At 36.4% G+C, this 24134-nt stretch carries 15 protein-coding genes and 2 tRNA genes; 9 read left to right on the top strand and 8 right to left on the bottom strand.

The window, feature by feature from the left end:
• Positions 1-16 precede the first annotated feature (16 nt).
• Both ACFIK4_RS05870 and gpsA read left to right on the top strand, forming a co-directional pair.
• Complete coding sequence (locus tag ACFIK4_RS05870) at positions 17-235, top strand: hypothetical protein (RefSeq protein WP_375675424.1); 219 nt, start codon at positions 17-19, stop codon at positions 233-235.
• A 399-nt stretch (positions 236-634) separates the two neighbouring features.
• The gene (gene gpsA / locus ACFIK4_RS05865) at positions 635-1642 is read left to right on the top strand and encodes an NAD(P)H-dependent glycerol-3-phosphate dehydrogenase (protein WP_375652409.1); all 1008 of its coding nucleotides are present in this window, start codon (positions 635-637) and stop codon (positions 1640-1642) included.
• Between the two features lie 1846 nt (positions 1643-3488).
• Here the strand turns inward: gpsA and fabI are convergent.
• The 3 genes from fabI to fabA are packed head-to-tail and all read right to left on the bottom strand — an operon-like array spanning position 3489 to position 6143.
• The gene (gene fabI, locus ACFIK4_RS05860; protein WP_375610038.1) at positions 3489-4307 is read right to left on the bottom strand and encodes an enoyl-ACP reductase FabI; all 819 of its coding nucleotides are present in this window, start codon (positions 4305-4307) and stop codon (positions 3489-3491) included.
• A 48-nt stretch (positions 4308-4355) separates the two neighbouring features.
• On the bottom strand, positions 4356-5576 hold the full coding sequence (gene fabB, locus ACFIK4_RS05855; RefSeq protein ID WP_375638167.1) for a beta-ketoacyl-ACP synthase I: 1221 nt from the start codon (positions 5574-5576) through the stop codon (positions 4356-4358).
• A 57-nt stretch (positions 5577-5633) separates the two neighbouring features.
• On the bottom strand, positions 5634-6143 hold the full coding sequence (fabA, locus tag ACFIK4_RS05850; protein WP_273722474.1) for a 3-hydroxyacyl-[acyl-carrier-protein] dehydratase FabA: 510 nt from the start codon (positions 6141-6143) through the stop codon (positions 5634-5636).
• Positions 6144-6375: 232 nt separating this feature from the next.
• Here fabA and irrA point away from each other — a divergent pair, with 232 nt between their 5' ends.
• A complete protein-coding gene (irrA, locus tag ACFIK4_RS05845) occupies positions 6376-6888 on the top strand; it encodes an iron response transcriptional regulator IrrA (RefSeq protein ID WP_375612837.1) in 513 nt (170 codons plus the stop codon).
• 46 nt (positions 6889-6934) lie between these two features.
• On the opposite strand, the gene ACFIK4_RS05840 is transcribed toward irrA, so the two are convergent.
• From ACFIK4_RS05840 to ACFIK4_RS05825, 4 genes are all read right to left on the bottom strand, one after another.
• On the bottom strand, positions 6935-7495 hold the full coding sequence (locus tag ACFIK4_RS05840; RefSeq protein ID WP_375612838.1) for an SH3 domain-containing protein: 561 nt from the start codon (positions 7493-7495) through the stop codon (positions 6935-6937).
• Positions 7496-9101: 1606 nt separating this feature from the next.
• Positions 9102-9335 (bottom strand): 30S ribosomal protein S21, encoded by a 234-nt coding sequence (rpsU, locus tag ACFIK4_RS05835; RefSeq protein WP_012754552.1) that lies wholly within the window; start codon positions 9333-9335, stop codon positions 9102-9104.
• A gap of 185 nt (positions 9336-9520) precedes the next feature.
• Entirely contained in the window at positions 9521-11194 is a 1674-nt protein-coding gene (locus ACFIK4_RS05830) for a formate--tetrahydrofolate ligase (RefSeq protein WP_375675421.1), read from the bottom strand.
• A gap of 748 nt (positions 11195-11942) precedes the next feature.
• Positions 11943-12019, bottom strand: a tRNA-Arg gene (locus ACFIK4_RS05825).
• Positions 12020-12386: 367 nt separating this feature from the next.
• Here ACFIK4_RS05825 and ACFIK4_RS05820 point away from each other — a divergent pair.
• The 3 genes from ACFIK4_RS05820 (at position 12387) to pgi (ending at position 18511) form a co-directional block, all read left to right on the top strand.
• Positions 12387-13526, top strand: a complete 1140-nt coding sequence (locus ACFIK4_RS05820; protein ID WP_375675419.1) for an efflux RND transporter periplasmic adaptor subunit — start codon at positions 12387-12389, stop codon at positions 13524-13526.
• Positions 13523-16657 (top strand): efflux RND transporter permease subunit, encoded by a 3135-nt coding sequence (locus tag ACFIK4_RS05815; protein WP_375675417.1) that lies wholly within the window; start codon positions 13523-13525, stop codon positions 16655-16657. The genes ACFIK4_RS05820 and ACFIK4_RS05815 overlap by 4 nt, the downstream gene beginning before the upstream one ends.
• Positions 16658-16846: 189 nt before the next feature.
• Positions 16847-18511 carry a glucose-6-phosphate isomerase gene (pgi, locus tag ACFIK4_RS05810; RefSeq protein ID WP_375668144.1) on the top strand — a complete coding sequence of 555 codons (1665 nt, stop codon included), beginning with the start codon at positions 16847-16849 and terminating at the stop codon, positions 18509-18511.
• 330 nt (positions 18512-18841) lie between these two features.
• Here pgi and ACFIK4_RS05805 read toward each other — a convergent pair.
• Positions 18842-18931 (bottom strand) — tRNA-Ser (locus ACFIK4_RS05805).
• 285 nt (positions 18932-19216) lie between these two features.
• On the opposite strand from ACFIK4_RS05805, the gene rplU reads away from it, so the two are divergent.
• From rplU to ptsP, 3 genes are all read left to right on the top strand, one after another.
• Entirely contained in the window at positions 19217-19696 is a 480-nt protein-coding gene (gene rplU / locus ACFIK4_RS05800) for a 50S ribosomal protein L21 (RefSeq protein ID WP_375629522.1), read from the top strand.
• Between the two features lie 12 nt (positions 19697-19708).
• The gene (gene rpmA / locus ACFIK4_RS05795; RefSeq protein WP_100130483.1) at positions 19709-19978 is read left to right on the top strand and encodes a 50S ribosomal protein L27; all 270 of its coding nucleotides are present in this window, start codon (positions 19709-19711) and stop codon (positions 19976-19978) included.
• Positions 19979-21394: 1416 nt separating this feature from the next.
• Entirely contained in the window at positions 21395-23926 is a 2532-nt protein-coding gene (ptsP, locus tag ACFIK4_RS05790) for a phosphoenolpyruvate--protein phosphotransferase (protein ID WP_375620828.1), read from the top strand.
• Positions 23927-24134: the final 208 nt, after the last annotated feature.

The raw sequence follows: 24134 nt of genomic DNA, 5'->3' as shown, positions 1-24134 counted from the left end.
TGGTTCAGAAATGCCGATGGGGCAGGGTCTAAATACGCAAACTCCTGTAGTTCAAGCACCTGGTTCAGAAACGCCTATGGGGCAGGGTGTAAGTACGCAAACTCCAGTAGATCAAGCACCTCGTTCAGAAATGCCCATGGGGCAGGGTCTAAGTACGCAAACTCCTGTAGATCAAGCACCTGGTTCAGAAATGCCCATGGATCAAGATCCAAATACGCAGTTTCCTGTGGAGTAGTTGTTAGAAATATCTACGGAGCTGATGCGGCATGTATCAGCTTCGTAGAAGAAATTTGTAGGATATAAAGCAGGAGATAAGTACAAGATATCAGTGGAATGAGTATCATTATTTTGAATATACTTTTAATTTAAAAAAGAAAGTCCGTGGGGTATTTAGTCAAGCTTTAATTTTTGAGACAAATAGCTATTTGTAGAATATACAAAAAGTGATATTTGTAAAATTTACTACAAAGAAAGAGAATGTGCGAAACAAGTTTTTATGTTGTGTGAGATAAAAAAGCTACGAAGCAGTAATATTTTTAGATTTAAAGAATTTATATTAAAGATAGCATTAAAATTATTTGTAATAATAATATGCAATTGAAATCAAAAATTTAGAGAATAATCAGAAAATTTAATGAAAACCGTTGCAATGACAGTTATAGGTGCTGGTTCTTTTGGTACTGCATTAGCGATAGCTCTTGCCCGTAATGGTCATAATGTTTTACTTTGGGGATATAGTCCTCAACATATCAAAGAATTACAGGAACAACGTTGTAATCAAGTATATTTACCCGATGTTCGATTTCCTGAAAATTTATTACTTGAAGCTTCCCTTGAAACTGCAATAACGGCAAGTCACAATATATTAATCGCTGTTCCAAGCCATGTATTTCATCAAGTTTTGTATAATATTCAGCCTTATTTAGATCAGCATTCACGCGTTATTTGGGCTACAAAAGGTTTAGAACATGGTACTGGACGTTTCTTACAAGAGGTTGCTCGTGAGATTTTAGGTGAAAAAATTCCTTTAGCTGTTTTTTCTGGACCAACTTTTGCGCAAGAACTAGCTATTGGTTGGCCTACTGCAATGACGATAGCAGCTTCTGATGTTGAGTTTGGTAAAGAATTGCAGCAACTTTTTCATTGTGACAAAACTTTTAGAGTTTATAAAAGTTCAGATATGATTGGTGTTCAATTAGGGGGGGCCGTCAAAAATGTTATTGCTATTGGTGCAGGAATATCAGATGGCATAGGTTTTGGGGCAAATGCACGAATAGCTCTTATCACACGAGGACTAGCTGAAATCAGTCGTTTAGGGGGGGCTATGGGTGCTGAGCTTTCCACATTTATGGGAATGACAGGCTTAGGTGATCTGGTTTTGACATGTACTGATAATCAGTCGCGTAATCGCCGTTTTGGAATACTTCTTGGTAAAGGAATAGATATAAAAGAAGCAGAAAAACAAATTGGTCAGGTTGTGGAAGGATACTTAAATACCAAGGAAGTATATACGTTGGCGCAGCGTATTGGGGTAGAAATGCCCATTGTAGAACAAATTTATCAAATTCTCTATTGTGGTAAAAATATAACTGAAGCGGCAAACACATTACTAAGCCGCGCCCTCAAGGACGAAATTCAATAATATCCTGTTTTTTAATAATTCCAATCGTAAAAAATAGAAACATGCTATGATAGACATATAAAATAGATTTTATTGATGGTTGTATAAGGCAGTCATATTCCAGAAAATTATAGATTCATATCATTCGATTCTTTATGAAACATGGCTGAAATATAAAAGTTTTGGCTTTTGTCTAAGAGCTATCTCTTTTAAGATAAATTATCGTTTCCACTTACACATGTTTATGTAATGTAATGAACAAGATATTTTTATTGTCTCTTAAATTCATCTCACAATGATATTTGCAAACAGAATAGTACAAGACTCATTAGGTAGAAGCATCTTATTTATGTAACGTATAAGCTAAGAATATCGGGGCAGGGATATTGTGAATCTCTGTTTTTGTAATTCTTTAAAACAAGAAGACAATCTAATTTGGGAAGAAGATGAAATTTTAAAGCTGAAAATCGGTTCCCATTTCTACAATCATTTTTAAATTCAGTTTTACGCTATCTAAAGCAATATCTTTTAAATAATGGAGATTATCTCACACCTTTATTTTTCTCATTTTCTAATGAAAGCATTTCTCTGATGTGTCAGGTAAAATAAAACGTCCAAAAAAACACGATTGCTGTTATATATTCACGTGCTTGTTTTAAAGAGACCTCTCTTAAAAATCCTAAGTCCAATTTGCGACGGTGACCGTGAATAGTGTAACCGATAAAGCTATTGTGCACATCCCCATCTTTATGTTTATGAAGGAGGAAGACGAGCATCATTACACCCCCAAATGTTGTGAGACAGCTCTTGGCACTTGAAGCTATTCAGTAGAGATATTTAAGCCTTTTATTTTCTCACATGTCAATTCTGTTTTTTATATGCAAGAAATGATTTTTGGAATTATAACTTTGAAAGTCTAAGATTGAAAAAATGTTATTGTACTTGTTTGTGGCTGTCATTTAAACTGAAAAATAATGTGATTATAAAGATAAAAAATTGATTTATATAAATAATTCATTTTATTTTTGTATTGAGTTAATTAAAAATATATGTTTGCTTGTCACAAGCGGGTTAGTATGTGGATAAAAATTATTAAAGATACTTCTAATGAATCATCTCAAGTGTCAAGGGTTGTTTCAATATTAGAACATGGCAAGTAAAATGACGGTGTCGGTTTGTCATCTGTATAAACATTAAAATGGTGGTAAAAAAAGGATTTTATGTACTTCACAAGGATTTTTTATATGTTCTACAGGTACCATTGTGAAATGGAATGGCGTGCATTGAGAGATATCTTTAAAAAATGCATGAAGGAGAAACAGCTATAGTGTTTTTGGGTGTTCTATTTTACCTGACACATCAGAGCAATGCTTTCATTAAAGAACAATAGTAAGATTAATGATTGATTTCTTTACGCCTTCATATTCATCCTAAATTAGATTGTATTTGCGTTTCAAGAATAAATCAAACGGTAGGAATATTTTTTTCAATTTGCTACACAAAAGCTGAAACTAAGGGTTTTAATAATTCTCTAATCTCTGTTTCAAACTGCGGTGGCATGAGGGTTGGATATTGATTTATAAGCAATGGCAAAAGCGTATGCTTTAGTAAGGTAAATAACGTCATAAAATACACACTTTATCAACCATGGATTGAAGAAATATTCCGGCTTTTATAAAATATTTTGCGAAACAAGGCATCGTACATCTGGTTTTGTATTGACTTATTCTTACAAACATTTGCACATATTCCTTACGTCATATTATTATAAGTCAATACACTATTATATAGCTGAGAAAGTACTCAATACCCGATTAAAGCACTATGTACATGATTGATTTTCTTTTTTAGTGCAATGAAATAAATTTTATTCTTCTTGGGAATCGTCACTTTTTTTCAGTTCTTCAAGTATTGGCATAGACATGATGTTATAGCCTGAATCAACATAATGGATTTCACCTGTAACACCTGATGATAAGTCAGAGAGTAGATAAAGAGCAGATTTTCCAATTTCATGAATATCTACGGTACGCCGTAATGGGGCATTACGGCGTTGATGTGAAAATATTGCCCGTGCAGCTGCAATACCATTACCTGCTAAAGTTCTAACAGGACCAGCGGAAATCGCATTGACACGAATATTTTGAGGACCAAAGTCCGCTGCTAAATAACGTACCATAGCTTCTAAAGCTGCTTTAGCAACACCCATGATGTTATAATTAGGCACAACTTGCTGTGAAGCACCATAGGTAAGAGTTAAAAGTGTTCCTCCATTGGGCATAAGCTTACCCGCGCGCTGGGCAATTTCAGTAAAGGAATAAGCTGAAATAACCATCGTGCGTTGAAAGTTTTCACGTGTTGTAACATCAACGTAACGCCCTTTTAGCTGAGTTTTATCTGAAAAACCAATGGCATGGACAATAAAATCAATTGTTTTCCATTCTTTTTCAAGTTGCTCAAAGACGTAATCAATATTTTCACTTTTTTCAACGTCACACTCTAGCACTAATTTGCAGCCAAGTTTATCTGCTAGGGGATGAACACGTTTTCCAAAAGCATTTCCTTGATAAGTCAACGCTAATTCCGCTCCTGCTTGTGCGAGCTGACAGGCAATGCCCCAAGCAATTGAATGGTCATTCGCAATTCCCATAATAAGGCCGCGTTTGCCCTCCATCAAACCTTTCATATTATTCTCCGTAAGACCGTACTTTTTTCAATTACTAAGAGCTTTTGTTTATACATAACGTTGGAAAACAAGCGTTGCATTGGTACCGCCAAAGCCAAAAGTATTCGACAATACGGTATTCAGTTGTTGATGATCACGTCGTTCACGAACGATTGGCATATCAGCAAAAGCTGGATCAAGTTCTTCAATATGGGCACTTTCACAAATAAAATTATGATTCATCATTAACAATGTATAGATTGCTTCGTGAACACCTGCTGCTCCCAAGGAATGTCCTGTTAGAGACTTGGTAGCGGAAATGGGGGGGCATTGATCACCTGCTCCAAAGACACGACGGATAGCTTCTATCTCAGGAGGATCACCAACAGGAGTTGCTGTCGCATGGGGATTGATATAATCAATTTTATTATCGACTGTTGCAAGGGCCATGCGCATGCATCGTTCTGCTCCCTCTCCTGATGGGGCAACCATATCATGTCCATCGGATGTCGCACCGTATCCAACGATTTCTCCGTAGATTTTTGCACCACGTGCTTTAGCAAGTTCTAAATCTTCAAGGACTAAAACGCCAGCACCTCCAGCAATGACAAAACCATCACGATTAACATCATAAGCACGTGAAGCTTTGTGAGGAATGTCATTATATCTGCTGGACATAGCGCCCATGGCATCGAATAAAACAGATAGTGTCCAATCCAAATCTTCGCAGCCACCGGCAAAGATGCGCTTCTGTTTACCATATTGTATCATTTCGTAAGCATTACCAATACAATGATTGGAGGTAGCACAAGCTGAAGAGATTGAATAATTGATCCCCTTTATTTTAAAGAAAGTTGCTAATGTTGCAGATGCTGTGGAACTCATCGCTTTAGGGACAACAAAAGGTCCAACACGTTTTGGACCTTTTTGGCGTGTAATGTCAGCAGCTTCTACGATTGAATGTGTTGAAGCACCTCCAGAACCCATAATAATACCCGTGTGTTCGTTCGATACTTCATGCGGTTCTAGACCCGCATCAGCAATTGCTTGATCCATGGCGATGTGATTCCATGCTGTTCCACGCCCATGAAAACGTAGAGCACGTCGATCTACGAGTTCTTCTATATTAATATCGGGCTTGCCATAAACTCTGCTACGAAAGCCTAATTCAGCATATTGAGGTGCGTAAGAAATTCCGGATTTTGCTTCACGTAAACTGGTTAAAACAGCTCTAGGATTATTTCCAATTGCGGAGACAATTCCCATTCCGGTTACAACAACTCGACGCATTCATACCTCCTCGTTCCATACAGAATAGTGAAAAGTTCTTTCTGACGGAAATAACGTTCAATCTTCTTTGAATAAAGCAACGCGTAAATCGTTCGCCTTATAAATAGTCTCTCCATCTGCTTTTAGCCACCCATCAGCTATTCCTAAGACTAAATTTCCACGTCGAATACGCTTAAAATCTATTTCATATTCAAGAATTTTGGTTTGTGGAGTTACCATCCCTGATAACTTTACTTCACCTGTTGATATTGCTCTTCCTTTGCCTGGTTCGCCTAGCCAACCAAGAAAAAAACCTGTTAATTGCCACATACCATCCAGTCCGAGACATCCTGGCATGACGGGATCGCCTATAAAGTGACAATTAAAGAACCACATGTCTGGTGTAATGTCAAATTCGGCGCGAACCATTCCTTTATCGTATTTACCATCAGTTTCACTAATTTGAGTGATTCGATGAATCATTAACATTGGCGGTGCTGGCAATTGCGCATTACCTCTACCAAACATTTCGCCGCGAGCGCAGCTTAGAAGCTCTTCATATGTGTAGCGAGACTTTTGTTCAGCCATTGTTACTCCATTTATTTGCATATATCTTTATTTCTGCGCTTTTCCCAACCTACTTTTAGAGCAAATTTTAAAGAGAGGGAAATGATTTTATATCATTTTTAATGACAAAAGCCTTTTTTTATGTATTCTACATAGGTAATTATTTAAAAATGGAATACAAGATTACACCATACTATTCCCATTTTTTTGTATTTTGATCTTATTTAGCAGGAATATATTTGGGTTTGTAATTATGTCAGTGAGTGCAGACAATTTAGATATGAATGAAGAGCAGCAGTTCACAAAAGAGTGTGGAAAAATTGTGCAATATTATTCCATTTCTATGTTAGAAAAACATTTGCGTCAAAATGGTCTGCGTCCAACACGTCAGCGGTTGGAACTTGCACATATGATTTTTTCTCAAGGAAATCGTCATATTACTGCTGAAGAGCTCTATGAGGAAGCGGTGAGGGCAGGTGTACCTGTATCTTTAGCAACGGTTTATAATACGCTTCATCAATTTACGGAAGCGGGATTATTACGGATTATTGCCGTAGAAGGCTCAAAAACTTGGTTTGATACCAATACCTCTGATCACTACCATTTTTATATAGAAGGCGAAAATCGTATTCTTGATATTCCTTATAATTTGGAAGAAGCTCCCATTATTAGAAATTTGCCTAAGCCACCAGAAGGTATGGAAATTTCACATGTTGATTTAATCGTGCGATTGAAACCAAAAAATCAATCTTGTGATAGGCAGTGAGGATATTCAATGAGGAATAAAAATTAAACTTGTTGAGTTTGAGTATTCACCAACCTTTTACTTTTTCATCAGGATAGATTCCCCATAACTGGGGTTGCTGAAGCCATCCGCGCGTATTATTAATGTTTAGTTCGCACCATTGTCCATCACATTGGCGGATGTTACCAATGACGTTAGGTTCTACTTCCGCCACAAGTTCTGCGTTGTCGGTGGGGTTTTTTCGTAGCATCAGCCTTTTTGTTTTATCTTTTTGCCATGGAATAGTTATAGCAGTTCGCTTTCCCGATAAAAGCGATTGATACACCCATCCCTCATCGCCTTCTGCATCACGAATTTTGCGCCATTGATCATATTCTTGAATGATTTCAATAGGTAAGCCCTTCTTTTTGTAGGTGAAAATGATTGAATAGTTGCTTCCTGGTCCGACGCGTACATTAACGCTGGTGGGTTTAATCGAAGCAAATCGCGGAAGTGGTAAACCACTGGGCCCTAAATTTTGATTAAATGTTTGTGCATGCAACAAATGAGATGAACCCAATACAATGACTATTGCTATTAAGATACATGATATGAGTATTGAAACGCGAAACCAACGAGAATTTTGCACACCGAACTCCTTTATTTCGTCATATATTGGAAATTTAAAATCTGAAAGATAAGACTGGAAACTGATAAAAAGTATGACACATTGCTCGTTAAAGAGATCTAAACGATGAAAAAATTGCTACAAAAATATCAAAATAAGGAAAACAAAAGGTTTGTATTTCTTAGTGCTTATCTTGTTTATGAGGGGGTAGATATAAATAAACATTAGATTTTTATGTAGCTGTAAGCGTGATAAAACAGTAAAGTATATTGGAGCCATAGGCAGTTTTTGTACAGGAAATTAGGGCTAAAGTATTGCATCTCTTTTTTGAGTTTGTTTCTCAAAGTAAAAGTGCATGTATGCATACTATGAACAAAGAGCTGTTCAGAAAGGGATTATTGTGTGGCTTGAAAAGAAGTTTTGAATGAACAAAATAATACGATAAATAAAACATTTAAGCGTAAAAATATGAGCAACATTATAGAGTAGATTGATATATGAAGGGCTAATTTTAACAGGACACTTTTTCGTGATAATTCATTTATAAAATTTTCTACACTCTAATCTTATGCCATGATAATGCTTATCCGTATGGTAGATAAGCTGGCTCCATCGTTCTATTTACCAGCTTTCAATGTTATGCAGTTCCTATTATTTATAGTGTTTATAAGAAGCATTTTTGTTTTTTCTTAAATAGCTTTTATTCTATTTGCATACGAATCCCGCTTATGATGTACAAGAAAATAATCTTGATTGATTCAATATGAGAAAGTGTTGAGAAACTTTACGTTATTCAGAATTATTACTTAATATGAAAAACGATTACTTATAATAATAAATCTCCGCGTTAAAAACTTTAACTCGTTATTTAAATTTTAAAAACATTTCCATCAAAAATGGTAATAAAAGGCACATTCATCCATATTAAAATACAGTGTTTTCTCTGTTTATTGTCAATTTTCTTTTTCTCTAACTCAGTATAGAAGAAAGTTGAATGAAATAGAAAGGCTTATTCGATACACTGATGAGGGTAATTACATAAGTGATGAATAGAAGAAATTTATCAAGAAAAAAGAATCTATAGTGCAGTGGTTGAAATTCGTCATCCTTTAGAGAGATATAAAAAGTTATGGAATTATATCGTTTCGTTACATAACTGAAGGGAAAGAGGATTATGAATTTGATATTATATTTTACACACAATCGCATATTGCGATAGTTATTTTTGTTTTGTAATCAGACCTAGGATGATCGAAAGATGTAGAATATTTAATGACAAAAAAGAAGTTCATCATGAAATTTGTACATAAGAAGCAGTGATGTAAGAGATATCCAGAAGGAGAAAATTATAGCGAAAAGTGATAATAAAACACCCCGCACTCAATTTACATAGGAAAAAGTCGCTTAAATATCTCAAGTGTAGTTTGTTATCTATTTTTAAAATATAAGAGTGAAATAAAAACCACCTCTATGATAGAAACCTTATTATTTTCAAATAACTAACATATTAGATAACATTGTACATAAAAACCTACCCAAGCAATTCATCGCAATTGCCTATGAAGATAAAATTTTCTAGTAGCTTACTATCTATTGCTTATGCAATTATATAATATCATAAAGTATATTACTTTACCGCAACAGTTCGTCCGTTACTAACAAAACCTTCTCTTTGTGCACGCTTACGAGCAAGCTTGCGTGTACGACGAATAGCTTCAGCTTTTTCACGAGCACGCTTCTCAGATGGCTTCTCATAATAACTACGCATTTTCATTTCACGGAAGATACCTTCACGCTGCATCTTTTTTTTCAACGCGCGGAGCGCTTGATCAACATTATTATCACGAACGAGTACTTGCACTATTTATCCTGCTTTTTTCAGTGTCACAAATAATAGGAAAACCTACGTCCTTTTAAAGGCATATCCAAAAGGACAGAAACTTATACCATATAAATAAGACATTTGTCTATATCGCTTTTAAAAATTCTATTTTTTTTGTAATAAAATGCTTTTTATAATGAATGATAGATTTCATGATTATAAACTTATGAAAGTCCTTGTATTTGATCATTTTCGTCAAGATGAATTTTTTCAGCCGTGGGATAATGGGGTAGTCCCGGCATGGTCATAACATCTCCACAAATGACAACAATAAAACCGGCTCCCGCACAGAGACGAACTTCTCGTATGGGAATTTCAAAATCAACAGGAGCACCGTATTGCTTGGGATCAGAAGAAAAAGAATAAGGTGTTTTTGCCATACAAATAGGGTAGACGCCAAAACCTTCTTTTTCCCAAGTTTCAAGTTGTTTGAGAATAGGGGCTGAGATAATGGCACCACGTCCACCGTATAGCTTTGTTATAATACAATTAATTTTTTGAACGAGGGGAATATCATCTTGATAGAGAACTTTAAAATCAGAATCGTGCTTTTCAATCAAGGTAACGAGTTCTTGTGCAAGTTCTATAGCGCCTTTTCCACCTTGTTCCCAATGCTTACAGATAATAGCTTTGTGTCCAGTTGTTGCAACTATTTTTTGTAATGTTTTTATTTCAGCATCGCTATCGCTGTCAAAATGATTGATAGCCACAACACAAGGAATACCGTAGTGCTTCATATTTTTTATGTGTCGTAAAAGATTGGCTGCTCCTTTTTCTAAAGCGGTGATATTTTCTTCTGTCAGGTTATTTTTATCCAGACCACCATTCATTTTTAATGCACGAATAGTTGCGACGATCACTGTAGCATTTGGTACAATACCTGCTTGCCTACATTTGATATTGAAGAACTTTTCTGCTCCAAGATCTGCTCCAAACCCTGCTTCTGTGACAACATAATCAGCAAGTTTTAAAGCAGTTTTTGTTGCTATAACCGAATTGCAACCATGAGCAATATTAGCAAAAGGTCCTCCATGAACGAGAACAGGGTTATTTTCAATTGTCTGTACGAGATTGGGTTGTATAGCATCTTTTAGAAGAACTGCCATTGCACCTTCTGCATTAAGATCAGCAACGGTGATGGGCGTTTTATCATAACGATAAGCAACAATAATTTTCTTGAGTCTTTGTGTAAGGTTTTCTAAATTTTCAGAGAGACAAAGAAGCGCCATAATTTCTGATGCAACAGTAATATCAAAACCTGTTTGGCGTGGAAAACCATTTGTTATGCCCCCCAATGAAATGACAATATCGCGCAATGCACGATCATTCATATCAAGAACGCGTTTCCAAACAATGCGACGTGGATCAATGTTTAGAGTATTTCCCCAATAAAGATGATTATCTATCATTGCGGCAAGAAGATTATGAGCAGCTGTAATAGCATGAAAATCACCGGTAAAATGTAAATTAAGGTCATCCATTGGAATGACTTGCGCATAACCACCACCAGCAGCACCGCCTTTTACACCAAAACAGGGACCTAAAGATGGTTCTCTCAAGGTAGCTATTGTTTTTTTACCAATAAGATTAAGAGCATCACTTAGTCCAACTGTTGTTGTTGTTTTGCCTTCTCCGGCAGGTGTGGGATTGATAGCTGTGACAAGGATAAGTTTACCATCTGGATTTTTATTAAGCGATTTTATGTATTCAGAAGAAATTTTAGCTTTATCATGGCCATAGGGAATGAGATTTTCATGTGAGATACCAATTTTTTGTGCAATTTCAATAATATGTTGCTTTTTAGCAGTGCGAGCAATTTCAATATCAGTTTTAGGCATGGAAAAATTCTTTAAATTCAGCTTTTATTAATGTTTGAAATCTGTACCCATGGATTAAAATTCATAGAGAACAGAAAAATATTAAGATATCATAGAAATCGATGATATGCCATGCAAGAGATAATGCTAAAGAAGCACAAGAAGAGTTTTATTGTTTTTTAGGAAAAAGAATCTTTTTGCTTTTAAGCAGTAAAAATACGTTTAATTCAATTAAAAATATTGCGAAAAGAAGCTTTGGTTTGCAACAAATGCTGATGACATTAATGGATACCATAAGTGTTTCATAGTAGTACGTTTGAGAAGTAGTTTATTTATTCTTTCTAACAACACACTGAAAAAGTTTCACATGGTGGTAAACCGGAATTTATGGCGACACATCTGAAGTCCCTCTTAAGATGGGACTGCTAGGAATAAAATATCCAGAAACATCCAGTTATGGAACAATTAGAAATAAGCACGTAAAAAATTACCTAACTGAGTAGAGAGTATAATCCGGAAGAGACCAAAAACAAGCGCATAGATTGAAAAAAGAAAACAACAACATACGCTACTCATGCAATCGCTACGATTATAAGCTAATAAAAGCAACTTAGAGCTGAATTGAAGGACTCGTAACATCTTATTCTAGCAAAATGGCTAAAGAAACGACTCACAACAGAATGAAATAACAAAATACAAAGATAGGTAAAAATAAATCACAAAATAAAGAATTTAAAAAGTCTGACTTTATAAGTAAGATATTGATAGATGGCGCACCCGAAGAGATTCGAACTCCTGACCCCCAGATTCGTAGTCTGGTGCTCTATCCAGCTGAGCTACGGGTGCATACATTTCAATTTTTTACATTGTCTAAGACAAAGGGTTCCTAATCGTTTCATTAAAGAAATGCAAGTGAAACTTGAGTCGTCATAAAAAAAATCTCTCTTTTTTATGATATATTTTAAAAAAGGATATAATATATTATTGCTTCAGTTGGTTTTAATATGAACATTTTTTTGTCATGACTATACAAAGCAATATGAACGATAGTTAACTTGACGTTTTAATCTATGAAAGATAGTCAAGCAGAGATGAGATGTGTTTTTTGCGGTGGGGGTAAGATATATACACCCGCTGTTGGGTTTTTGTGTAAAACGCCGATATTACTGTTGAAAACTATTTCAGATGAACATGACACAGCAAGGGCGGATGTATGGCGTTATTAAAAAAGAGCTTTCCATTAGTGTTTTTAATCGTTGTTTTAACGGTTACTTATTGGGCTGGAAAAAAGAGTGCAGACCAACCCATTTCTATGGTGGATAAAACAAGAGTATCGGATAAAGCTTCAAATGAAAAAATGGGAAGGCCACCGGTAAATGTTGTCGTTGATCTTGTAAAAGTTCAAGATCTTTATGAACAACTTAACGTTCTTGGGAGTGGAAAAGCTCTTGCAGAAGTCGAGCTTACCCCTTTATCCTCAGGTGTTATTGATAAGCTTTTTGTATCAGCGGGTACAAAAGTACAAGCTGATGATGTGATTGCAAAGCTTGATTCTAAAAAAGAGGAAATAGCGGCTGCAAAAGCAAAAGTACAACGTGATAATAATGCGTTAACGCTTTCGCGTATTCTTAAGTTACGTGCCAGCAATACAGCAACGGAAGTTCAAGAAATTACAGCACGCTTAGAGTTGGATAACGCAAATTTAGTTTTGCGTAATGCTGAATTAGATCTCGATCGGCGAACAATTCGAGCACCGATTCCTGGAGTTGTTGGTATTTTGCCCGTTGATGCGGGGAATAACGTGACCCTTAATACTGTAATAGGCCGTATTGAGAATAGAGAACGTATTTTGGTCGATATATGGGCCCCTGAACGATATGTGTCGCGCATCCATAAAGGAGATGAGGTAACGGCAACGTTAATCGCGCAGCCAGATAGATCTTTTGTTGGTCATATTTATGCGATTGATAATATCGTTGATCCAGAAAGTCGCACACTTCATGTTCAGGTTGAAATCAATAATGAAAAAGATACGCTCATGTCTGGTATGTCCTTTTCTGTTTCCTTGCAGTTTCATGGTGGTTCTTTTCCTGTCGTTAATCCTCTTGCAGTTCAATGGAATAGTAAAGGGTCATTCGTTTGGCGTGTGAGAGAAGGAAAAGTAGAGTCTATTCCCGTAACAATTATTCAGCATAAAGCCGATCATGTTTTCGTGAAAGCTCCCCTAGAAAATGGTGATCAAGTTGTCATTCAAGGGGTGCAAATGCTTTATCCAGGAAGTAAAGTAACTATTGATGATCCAAAGTCTCATCAACAGCAATTATCAGTAGGTTATGGAACGGATATACAATGAGCCAAGAATTGAGCACAAAACAGCCTACGTCAAAGGTGGAGCAAGGTGGTCTCATTACCTTATTTATTCGCAGACCGGTTTTTACTTTTGTTTTAAATGCTATGATCATCATTGCAGGATTTGCAGCATGGTTAAATGTTGATGTAAGAGAATTACCCGATGTTGATACTCCTGTAACAACGATTGTGACGATGTTTTCTGGTGCATCGGCAGAAACAATTGATCGTGAAGTTACAAAAGTTATAGAAGATGCTGTTTCTCGTGTTTCAGGTGTTAAGACGATTTCTTCAACGTCTTCTTTTGGACGCTCCCGTGTGAAGATTAACTTTAATGTCGGTGTTGATTTGAATGTTGCAGCATCTGATATTCGTGATGCTCTCTCTCGTGTTACCTATTCTTTACCGAAAGATGCGGATTCGCCTTTGATTATTAAAGCAGATTCGAATGCTGCTGCCATGATGTATTTGGTTGTGACGTCACCAACAATGAGTGTTGATGATTTAACCACGATTGTAAACGATCAGATTGTTGATGCTATTTCTGCTGTTGATGGTGTTGGTGATGTACAGGTCGATAGTGCTCGCACAAAGATTTTTCAGATTGATATAGATCAAGCAAAACTTGCAAGTTATGGATTAACTGTAGCAGATATTTCACGTGTTCTTGCTGATATGACAACAGATGTGCCAGTAGGGTCATTACGCAATTCTAAGCAAACTTTAGTTGTACGTGCTACTGCACGTTTAACAACACCAGAATCTTTTGAACAAGTTGTTTTAAAGCCTCATGTGCATCTTGGTGATGTTGCGCATGTTACTTTATCGCCGGATATAGAAACAGTTATTCTTCGTATCAATGGAAAGACAGGTATTGGATTAGGTATCGTGCGTAAAGCACAATCCAACACTCTTAATATTTCTGAAGGTGTGAGAGCCGTTGTTGATAATCTCAAAAGTATTGTTCCTTCTTCTGTAAATATAGACGTTATTAATGACGATGCAATTTTTATTAAAAGCGCTCTTCATGAGGTTGAAGTTGCGTTGGTCATTGCTATTTTGAGCGTTATCTTGGTCATTTTTCTTTTTCTCAGAGACATTCGTGTAACGCTGATACCTGCTTTATCTCTTCCTGTCGCTTTGATTGGTACCATTGCGGCTATTTATCTTGTAGGGTTTTCATTGAATATTCTCACATTTTTAGGACTTGTTTTAGCAACAGGGCTTGTTGTGGATGATGCCATTGTTGTTCTTGAGAATATTGTTCGGTGGCGCAATATGGGATTAGGTTCCAGAGCAGCAGCGGTGATAGGAACACGTGAAGTGTTTTTTGCTGTTTTAGCAACAACATTGACATTAGTGGCTGTGTTTGTTCCTATTTCCTTTCTTCCTGGGCAAGTTGGAGGTCTTTTTAGAGAATTTGGTTTTGTTTTGGCAATTTCTATTTTGCTTTCTTCAGTTGTTGCCTTAACGCTTTGTCCAATGTTGGCTTCGCGTTTTCTCAAAGAACATATTGAGGAAAAAGAGGAAAAGTCCCATCATTTTGCTTTTTTATATAAATTAGGTACTTTTTTTCATAAGGCATATACTTACAGTTTGCATAAGTGTTTAGAAAAACCTTGGGCTGTTGTTTTTGCTTCACTTATTTTTGCGGGTCTTTGTGTTGGAGGCTATACGAAGCTACAACAGGAATTAACGCCAGCAGAAGACAGAGCTGTGATCTTTTTGGTTATTAATGGACCACAAGGTATTTCAACACAATATTTGAACGAGCAAATAGAGCAAATTGAAGCAAGTCTACAGCCATTACGTGATGCAGGGGAGATTGCTAACAGTTACTCTATTGCGGGTGCTGGCGGTTCACCCAATACTGCTTTTTTGATTTTATTGCTTTCATCTTGGGATAAACGTTTACGGAGTCAGCAAGAAATCGTGAAAGATATTAATGCAAAGGTTAAACAGTTTCCCGCAGTTTTTGTGTTTGCTGCGCAGGGAAATTCTCTAGGTGTGAGCGGAACTGGGCAAGGGTTGCAATTTGCAATTCTTGGCAATGATTATGCAATATTACAACCCATTGCTGATAAGCTGGTAAGTGCTTTACAAGATGATCCGCGTTTTATTCGCCCACGCCTTACTGTTGATGCAACACAACCGCAATTTTTTATTGAAATCAATCGAAAAAAAGCCTCCGATTTAGGGATTGATATCACCAATTTGGGCGATACATTACAAACAATGTTGGATGGTAAAAAGATTGGTTCCATTAACGTGGATGATCATTCTTACGATGTTAAATTGATATCGCGTACAAATTCTATGAAGAGTCCTAGCGATTTAGAAAATATTTTTTTAAAAACCAAAGACAATCGATATGTTCCTTTATCGGTTATTGCGCGTTTACATGAAAAAGCTATTGCTCCTCAATTAAAACGGGAAAAACGCATGAGTGCTGTTATTTTAAGCGCAAATCTTGCTCCAGATATCGCTTTAGGGGAAGCTTACCAAACTGTACAGAAAATTGCTTCTCCTTTGTTATCAAAAGGAACCTATTTGGTTCCCTTAGGGGAAGCCGAAACGCTTAATGAAACATCTTCCAATTTTATGATTGTTTTTGGCATTGCCTTTTTGATTATTTTATTGATTTTGGCTGCTCAGTTTGAAAGCTTTATTTCAGGATTCATTATTATGGCCACTGTCCCATTAGGGATTGGTTGTGCTGTAATTGCTATGCTATTAAGTGGTGTAAGTCTTAATATTTACAGCCAAATTGGATTAATTTTGTTAATTGGTGTTATGGCAAAAAATGGTATTCTCATTGTTGAATTTGCAGATCAATTACGCGATCAGGGAAGAAGCGTGCGTGAAGCCGTAGAAGAAGCAGCAAACATTCGCCTTCGTCCAGTTTGTATGACAATGATTTGTGCCATTTTAGGAGGTATTCCTTTGGTTTTGGCCAAAGGTGCTGGCGCAGAAGCTCGTATAGACTTAGGTTGGGTTATCGTTGGTGGCTTAGGTTTAGCAACTATTTTTACGCTTTATGTCACACCGGTTGTTTATCTTTTTTTAGGGCGTTTTATAAGACCAAAAGCAGAAGAAGATTTACGTTTAACAAAAGAACTCAATCAAGTTAAATGATGTATATGATAGAAAAGATTTGAAAGTTTATTCTTGTAAAAATATCATTTTCGGATCTTATCCTTTTATTTTGTATATTCCTTCATTTTTATGTGAGCAGTGAAAATAGCGAGCAATAAAGGAGGTGTTTTCTGCTTTGTTATTGTTTGGGCATAGATTTCATTATCAATAACCGTATAGGATAAGCTTATGGGAGATAGCTTTTCGATTCGAAATGAAATGGCTTTTGAAGCCACATTAAAAGCTTTAAGAAACCATGCCGCAAAGGATGGGGTCTATGATATTCGTCGGCATTTTGTAGAAGATGAACAGCGTTTTTCCCATTTTTCCCTCAGACTTGATGATCTTCTTTTCGATTTTTCAAAATGTGGTGTGACATTTAAAACATTGCAACTTCTAGATGATTTAGCGGTCGCAGCAGATGTGTTAGGCCGGCGTGATGCAATGTTTTCTGGTAAGGCGATTAATACAACTGAAAAACGCTCAGTTCTTCATATTGCATTACGTTTACCTGCTGATGAAATTTTCATGTTGGATGGTCATAATCTTATTCGCGATATTCAAGACGTCCTTGAAGGTATGGAAAGATTTTCTGAAAAGGTGCGTGATGGAAGCTATAAGGGAAGCAGTGGCGAGAGAATAAGTGATATTGTCAATATTGGTATTGGTGGTTCTGATCTTGGTCCTGCAATGGTCACATATGCTTTAAAACCTTATCATGATGGTCCACAGTGTCATTTTGTTTCGAATGCTGACAGTGCCCATATTTCTGATACTCTCTCTATTTTGAATCCAGCAACAACGCTGTTTGTCATTGCTTCTAAAACTTTTACAACGGCTGAAACAATGGTCAATGCTCAAGTTGCACGTCAGTGGATTTGTTCACATTTAGGAGAAGAAGCCGTTTGTACGCATTTTGTTGCTGTTTCAAGTGCGCTTGATAAAGTGGCAGAATTTGGCATAGATTCCACAAGAGTTTTTAAATTTTGGAATTGGGTTGGAGGACGTTATTCAATTTGGTCAGCCATTGGACTTGTTGTTATGTTTGCAATAGGTGGTGGAAATTTTCGCCAATTTCTCAATGGTGCTTTGCAAATGGATCAACATTTTAAAACTATGCCTTTGCATAAAAATATTCCTATTCGTTTTGCTCTTTTAGGATTCTGGCATCGTGTTATTTGTGGTTATTCATCACGTTCGATCATTCCTTATGCACAGCGTTTAATACATTTTCCAGCTTATTTACAACAGCTTGATATGGAATCAAATGGTAAACAAGTCTCGCTGGATGGAAAACCATTAAGTTTTTCAAGTGGTCCAATTGTTTGGGGGGATTCAGGAACAAATAGTCAACATGCTTTTTTTCAGCTTCTGCATCAAGGAACAGATATTATTCCTGTAGAATTTATTTTATTTATAAAAGGGCATGAGAAAAAATTACATTCTATGTATGAGATGTTGCTAGCAAACGGTTTAGCACAATCAAAAGCCTTGATGAAGGGGCGTAGTCTTGAAGATGCTCGGCATATCTTGATAAAAAATGGAGTTGATGAGGGTGAAGCAGACCATTTAGCACGTCATAGAAGTTTTAAAGGAAACCGTCCCAGCATTACGCTGGTTCAAGATTCATTAACACCTTTTGCACTCGGTCGTCTTATTGCGCTTTATGAACATCGCACTTTTGTTGAAGGGATTTTAATGAATATTAATTCATTTGATCAATGGGGTGTTGAACTTGGTAAAGAATTAGCAAACGAGTTACTACCAATTCTTCGTGGAGAAAGTAAAGCGGATAATCGTGATAGTTCAACATTAGGGTTGCTAGCACATATTCAAGCAAGACGTGCAAAATAATATAATTTTACAGTAGGTTTTGTACTAACTAAGCAAAAGTAGAAGGAGGAGAAATATGAGATAATTCTTTAATTTTACTATGCCTTCTCTTATTATCTGGATTAGATTTATGTAACAGAAAATCAAAAAAGTGCAAAAATTGTAAAAATGAGAATTTATTCGCAAAAACGATAAAGACCTTTGAGAGGTCTTTGAAGACCCTTTGAGAACCCCTTAAAAACTCTTTGAAAAAAATAAATTGGTACAAAACCTAGTGGCAAAATATACAAAACCTGCTGGCAAGCTACACTACGATTAAAGACAGTTTTAATAATATCGCTTTATAAACTGTGGCGGAGAGAGAGGGATTTGAACCCCCGATAGAGTTGCCCCTATGCCGCATTTCGAGTGCGGTGCTTTCAACCACTCAGCCATCTCTCCATAATAAAGTGAAACAAAAATCGGCACTATTTGAGTGTATAAGTGGTAGATAACCTTCAATTGTTTTTGGTACAACCTTTTTTTCTTTTTTATGGGACTTTATTGACAGAGAATAGAAATTCCTTCATATATACAAAATATAAGCGTGGGGAAATCTGCGCATATTTGTGTTGAAGAAGGTTTTATCCTTCTTTGGGATCTATTACGACTGATAAAAAGCAGCCTATTTTCCCTTATTTCAAGGCAGAAATTAAATAAGAGCTGGAGTGAACGGAAGGATAAAAAATGTTCGCAGTCATTAAAACTGGTGGTAAGCAATACCGCATTGTTGCTAATCAAGTGGTAAAAGTTGAAAAAGTTAGTGGAAATGCGGGTGATGTTGTTGAATTCAATGACATATTAATGGTTGGGCAAGAAGGTAATGCGGTTATTGGTACCCCTGTCGTTGCTGATGCATTGGTGACAGCTGAGATTTTAGAACAGGCACGTGGGCGCAAGGTTATCGCATTTAAGAAGCGCCGTCGTCAAAATTCTAAACGCACGCGTGGCCATCGTCAAGAATTTACGAGGCTTCGTGTTTTAGAAATTTTAATGGGTGGTTCAAAACCTAAAAAAGTTGCTGCGAAACCGATAAAAGAAGAAGAAACTACACCACAAGAAACAAAAGCTGCTGCTTCTGTTGAGAAGACGGCTAAAAAAACGGTTGAAAAAAAGACTGCGCCGCAGAAGAAAGCGTCTGTAGCATCAAAGAGTAAGAAAGATTAAAGGAGAGCGTCTATGGCACATAAAAAAGCTGGTGGTTCCTCGCGTAATGGTCGTGATTCAGAATCGAAACGTCTAGGCGTTAAAAAATTTGGTGGTGAAACCGTTATTGCCGGAAATATTATTATTCGCCAGCGTGGTACACGTTGGCATCCTGGTAACAATGTTGGTATTGGAAAAGATCATACGCTTTTTGCATTATCAAATGGAAAGGTTTCTTTTCAACGCAAAGCGGGTAATCGTTCCTATGTTTCAGTCATTCCTATGCTGGAGGCAGCAGAGTAATCTGTAACACTCTCTAGAAATCAACAGGATTTCATTGAATTATAGTTGTGGTTTTATAAGTATTAAAAGGGAAAGATAGAGTCTTATCTTTCCCTTTTTGCGTTGGTACTATAATAAATGTAGAAGATATACGAAAAAGGTAGAATTGAGGAAATGGCTTTTCTCAATGAGGGAAAAAGTTTCTGCGCTGTTATGTTAGTATTTAGTACTGAACATATTGATATTATGATAGAGTTTGTTGATAAGTTTCTGTATAATAATAGTGAGGAGAGACTTTCTTTTTATGTATGAAGAAGCGTCGAGTAATTTCTTATAAGAGAAGCAGTTTGTTTTCAGAAAATTATGAGAAATTTAATGAGAGCATTATTGATGTAATCATTTTGATAAAGATGGATCTTTTTATCGGCATTGTGGTATTGATGAGTTGTCATACTGTTTTTAGGTGGTAGTGTGGATAGGTGGGGCTATTCATTTAAAAAGACATAGGGATAAAAAATCCATAAAAAGGTAGTCAAAACGACTTTGAAAGTGACGTGCATTAAGGAATTTTCGGTAAATCGAGAGTGAAATTATATTTTTAAGGAGGACGGTGTTTAAAGATATAAAAATAACCAACGTGCAATCAGCGCCCTTCAAGAATATTTTTTCTGATTTCACTATTATTGTGTATTGTTGAAAATAAACAAGCATAAGAGCTAGAGTTAAGGCAATAATTGCGTTTCATTTTTTACTTTATTTATCTTATTTGTAGAGTTTTTCTTGATTTTAGTTGTTGGTGATGGTGCTTGGAGGGTGTCGTACTTTGCAAATGTGCGACAGAGGGCATTGTGTATTTACGATATTGATTGAAGTAAAGGTGTGGCTTAAAATATATAAATATTATATATCGAGGGTTTGATATCATAAGATGGGCAGCACGGAATTTTAAAGATGATAAGTTGCATGGAGCAATTTGTAATTATGTAATGAATTTATAAAGAGGGATAATAGGTTAAATAAACTTTGAGGAATCAATCAAAATATTAGCTGAAGTTACGGATGATTGGGAAGGATGCTTTCTTGTAGGAAAAATAATGAAAAGTTATGTTGGATAACTTAGGATCAACTTAGGATAATAAGAGCATTTTGAAAGCATAGTTTTTCAGGTGATTGGTGCTGTAAAAAACGGGGTTTTGTCTTTGTAAAGTAAAAGAGTAAGAGGCGGACTTGTTTATGATGGTTTTAAGCACTTAGGTGGATAATAATATCTAATTGTTTTATCGGTTATATTGAGGTATTTAAGCACCTCACTTAGCTATATTCTGTAAAATATAAAGAGAGCTGTGGTGGTATTTATAGCTTGTATTTTGGGAAATGCAGCTTTGAAAAGGAATGTATCAGAGATATTGGTGTTCAAATGTGAGGCAATTTGAATTCATGATGAGATATGAGAAAGCAGAAGCAATGAATGTAGATTTTACTGATGGTGAAATCTTGTCTATAAGATCTGTACAACTTGCAGCTGCTTTTGATCATAAAAATGATGCAATTTATGCTGCTGCTGAATTGCTTGTGCAGGTTGGTGCAGTTGATAAGTGTTATCTGGCAAGTATGCTTGCACGTGAAGAAACAACCAATACTTGGCTTGGAAATGGTATAGCCATTCCTCATGGTATGGCTGAAAATCGTGATTTAATTATCAAGGATGCTGTTGCTGTTATACAGGTGCCTGCTGGTGTTGAGTGGCAGGATGGCAAGAAAGCATATTTGGTTATTGCCATTGCAGCGTGTCCAGATCGCTATAGAGAAATTTGTAAAAAATTGACGTCTCTTTTATTTGATAAAAAACAGCTTGAAGTACTTGCAACAACTATGGACAAACAGCAAATTGTTACAACTTTGTTTGACCAAGAGATGAAGATAGAAAAAACTTTTATTGGTGACCTTTCGGTGTGTCAGGAATGGACTTTAGATTATCCAAGTGGTCTTCATGCACGACCAGCTTCTCTATGGGTTGATTTTGCGAAAAAGGCTCAAAACTCTATCAGAGTTCGCCATGGTCAATATACCGTTGAAATGAAAAATTTGGTTGGTTTATTGCAATTAGGAGCAAAAAACGGTGATGTTCTGATTTTTTCTACAGATGCTGCAGAAGGAGCACAACTTCTCAATGATGCCATTGCTATTGCAAAAAAAGTGAGTATTAGTGAAAAATGTCTGATGAGAGCAATGGAATCTCAAACAAAGGCTTTTCATGGTTGGTATCCACGCTCTATGCAAAAAGGCATTTCTGGTGTTGGAGCGAGTTCAGGATTAGCATTTGGTAAGATTTTTGTTTTAAGGCAAAATGATATTTCCATAATAGATCAGCCAATTGATTTTGCAGCTGGTGCAGCATGTCTTGAAAATGCTCTTACAAAAACAAAACATAAAATGGCATCTGTGATTTCTGATATTACAGTGCGTATGGGAGCAGATTCTGCTGCGATTTTTTCTGCGCAAATGGTTTTGCTTGAAGATGAAAATTTAATAGCTCAAGCTTGTCGTTTTATAGCGGAAGGTCATGGTGTCGCTTGGTCTTGGGATAGAGCGGTTCGTCAATTTTCAGATATGTTTTTTAAGGTAGATAATCCTTTGTTAGCAGCACGTGCTGTTAATTTAGTTGATGTTGGTCGACGTGTTTTAGGTGAAATCAATCCATCCTATAGATCGTTCTTTTTAAATGATATTCCACATGGTGTAATTCTGGTTACAAATGACCTTTCTCCTTCTGATGTAGCACAACTTGATTGTACAAGGGTAAAAGGATTAGCAACAGCATGGGGAGGTCCATTATCTCATACAGCTATTTTGGCGCGTACTCTTGGTATTCCAATGGTTGTTGCTGCAGGTGATGATATTTTAGCAATTCAGTCTGATATTCAGGCTATTATTGATGGCGATAACGGGTTTATTTACCTTAATCCTACGCTTGAAGACGTTGAAGATGCTCAAAGGCATATTGATACTGTTGCGCAAAAACGTGTCAGTGAAATAAATGCATGTAGATTACCAGCGCAAACGACAGATGGTCAAAGAATTCGTATCATGGCTAATGTCAACTACGCAAATCAGGTTCCTGTTGCGCTTGATTTAGGGGCTGAAGGTGTTGGACTCATGCGCACGGAATTTTTGTTTTTAGAGAATCCATATATTCCGGATGAAGAGCTACAATTTAATATATATCGGGCGATGATTACAGCTGTAGGAGATAAGCCATTAATTATTCGTGCACTTGATATTGGTGGAGATAAACAGGTTACGCATTTACATTTATCTAAAGAGGACAATCCTTTTTTAGGTGTTCGAGGAACGCGGCTTTTGTTACGTCGACGTGATCTTTTGGTGCCTCAATTACGTGCTTTATATCGAGCGGCAAAAGAGGGTGGAGATCTATGGATTGTGTTTCCGATGGTCATGTCTGTTTCAGAGATTGTCGCTATAAAAAAGATTGCAGAGGAAATCCGCAACGATGTTGATGCACCAAAATTAAAACTTGGTATTATGATCGAAGTTCCAGCAGCGGCCATTATGGCAGATGTATTAAGCGCCCATGTTGATTTTTTTTCAATTGGAACCAATGACCTAACACAGTATACAATGGCTGTTGATCGGCAAAATCCGTACCTTGTGTCTGAAGCTGATAGCCTTGATCCAGCAGTTTTGCGTATGATTTATCAGACTATTCAGGGAGCTGCACAACATAAGTGTTGGGTGAGTGTATGTGGTGGTATGGCTGGAGATCCTTTTGGTGCAATGATTTTGACTGGATTGGGAATTAATGAGCTTTCTATGATATCTTGCGATATTTCTCCAGTAAAGGCGTGTTTACAGACTCATAGTTTTGAAGATATGAAAATTTTAGCACAAAAAGCATTACAATGTGAAACTGCACGAGCTGTACGTGCTCTAAGCAAGGATATAAGGTAATAAAGAACATTAAGGGGAAAGAACGAGCTGCATTTTGCAGACTAATCAGATCTTTAGTGTTGTAAAACATTAATACAGTATATTAATTTATAATGGTAATTTATCGTTTTACATAATGAGAACCCTGAATATTGTAGGGTTTTTTCGTTTTAAATTTCTCTATATTTAATTAATAAAAATTACTCTTTTATACATTACAAGGAGGAGT

The organism is Bartonella sp. AP9QHHD, assembly GCF_042195625.1.
Classification (GTDB): Bacteria; Pseudomonadota; Alphaproteobacteria; order Rhizobiales; family Rhizobiaceae; genus Bartonella.
Note: the sequence above shows the minus strand (reverse complement) of the source record. Positions and strands in the feature narration are given on the sequence as shown.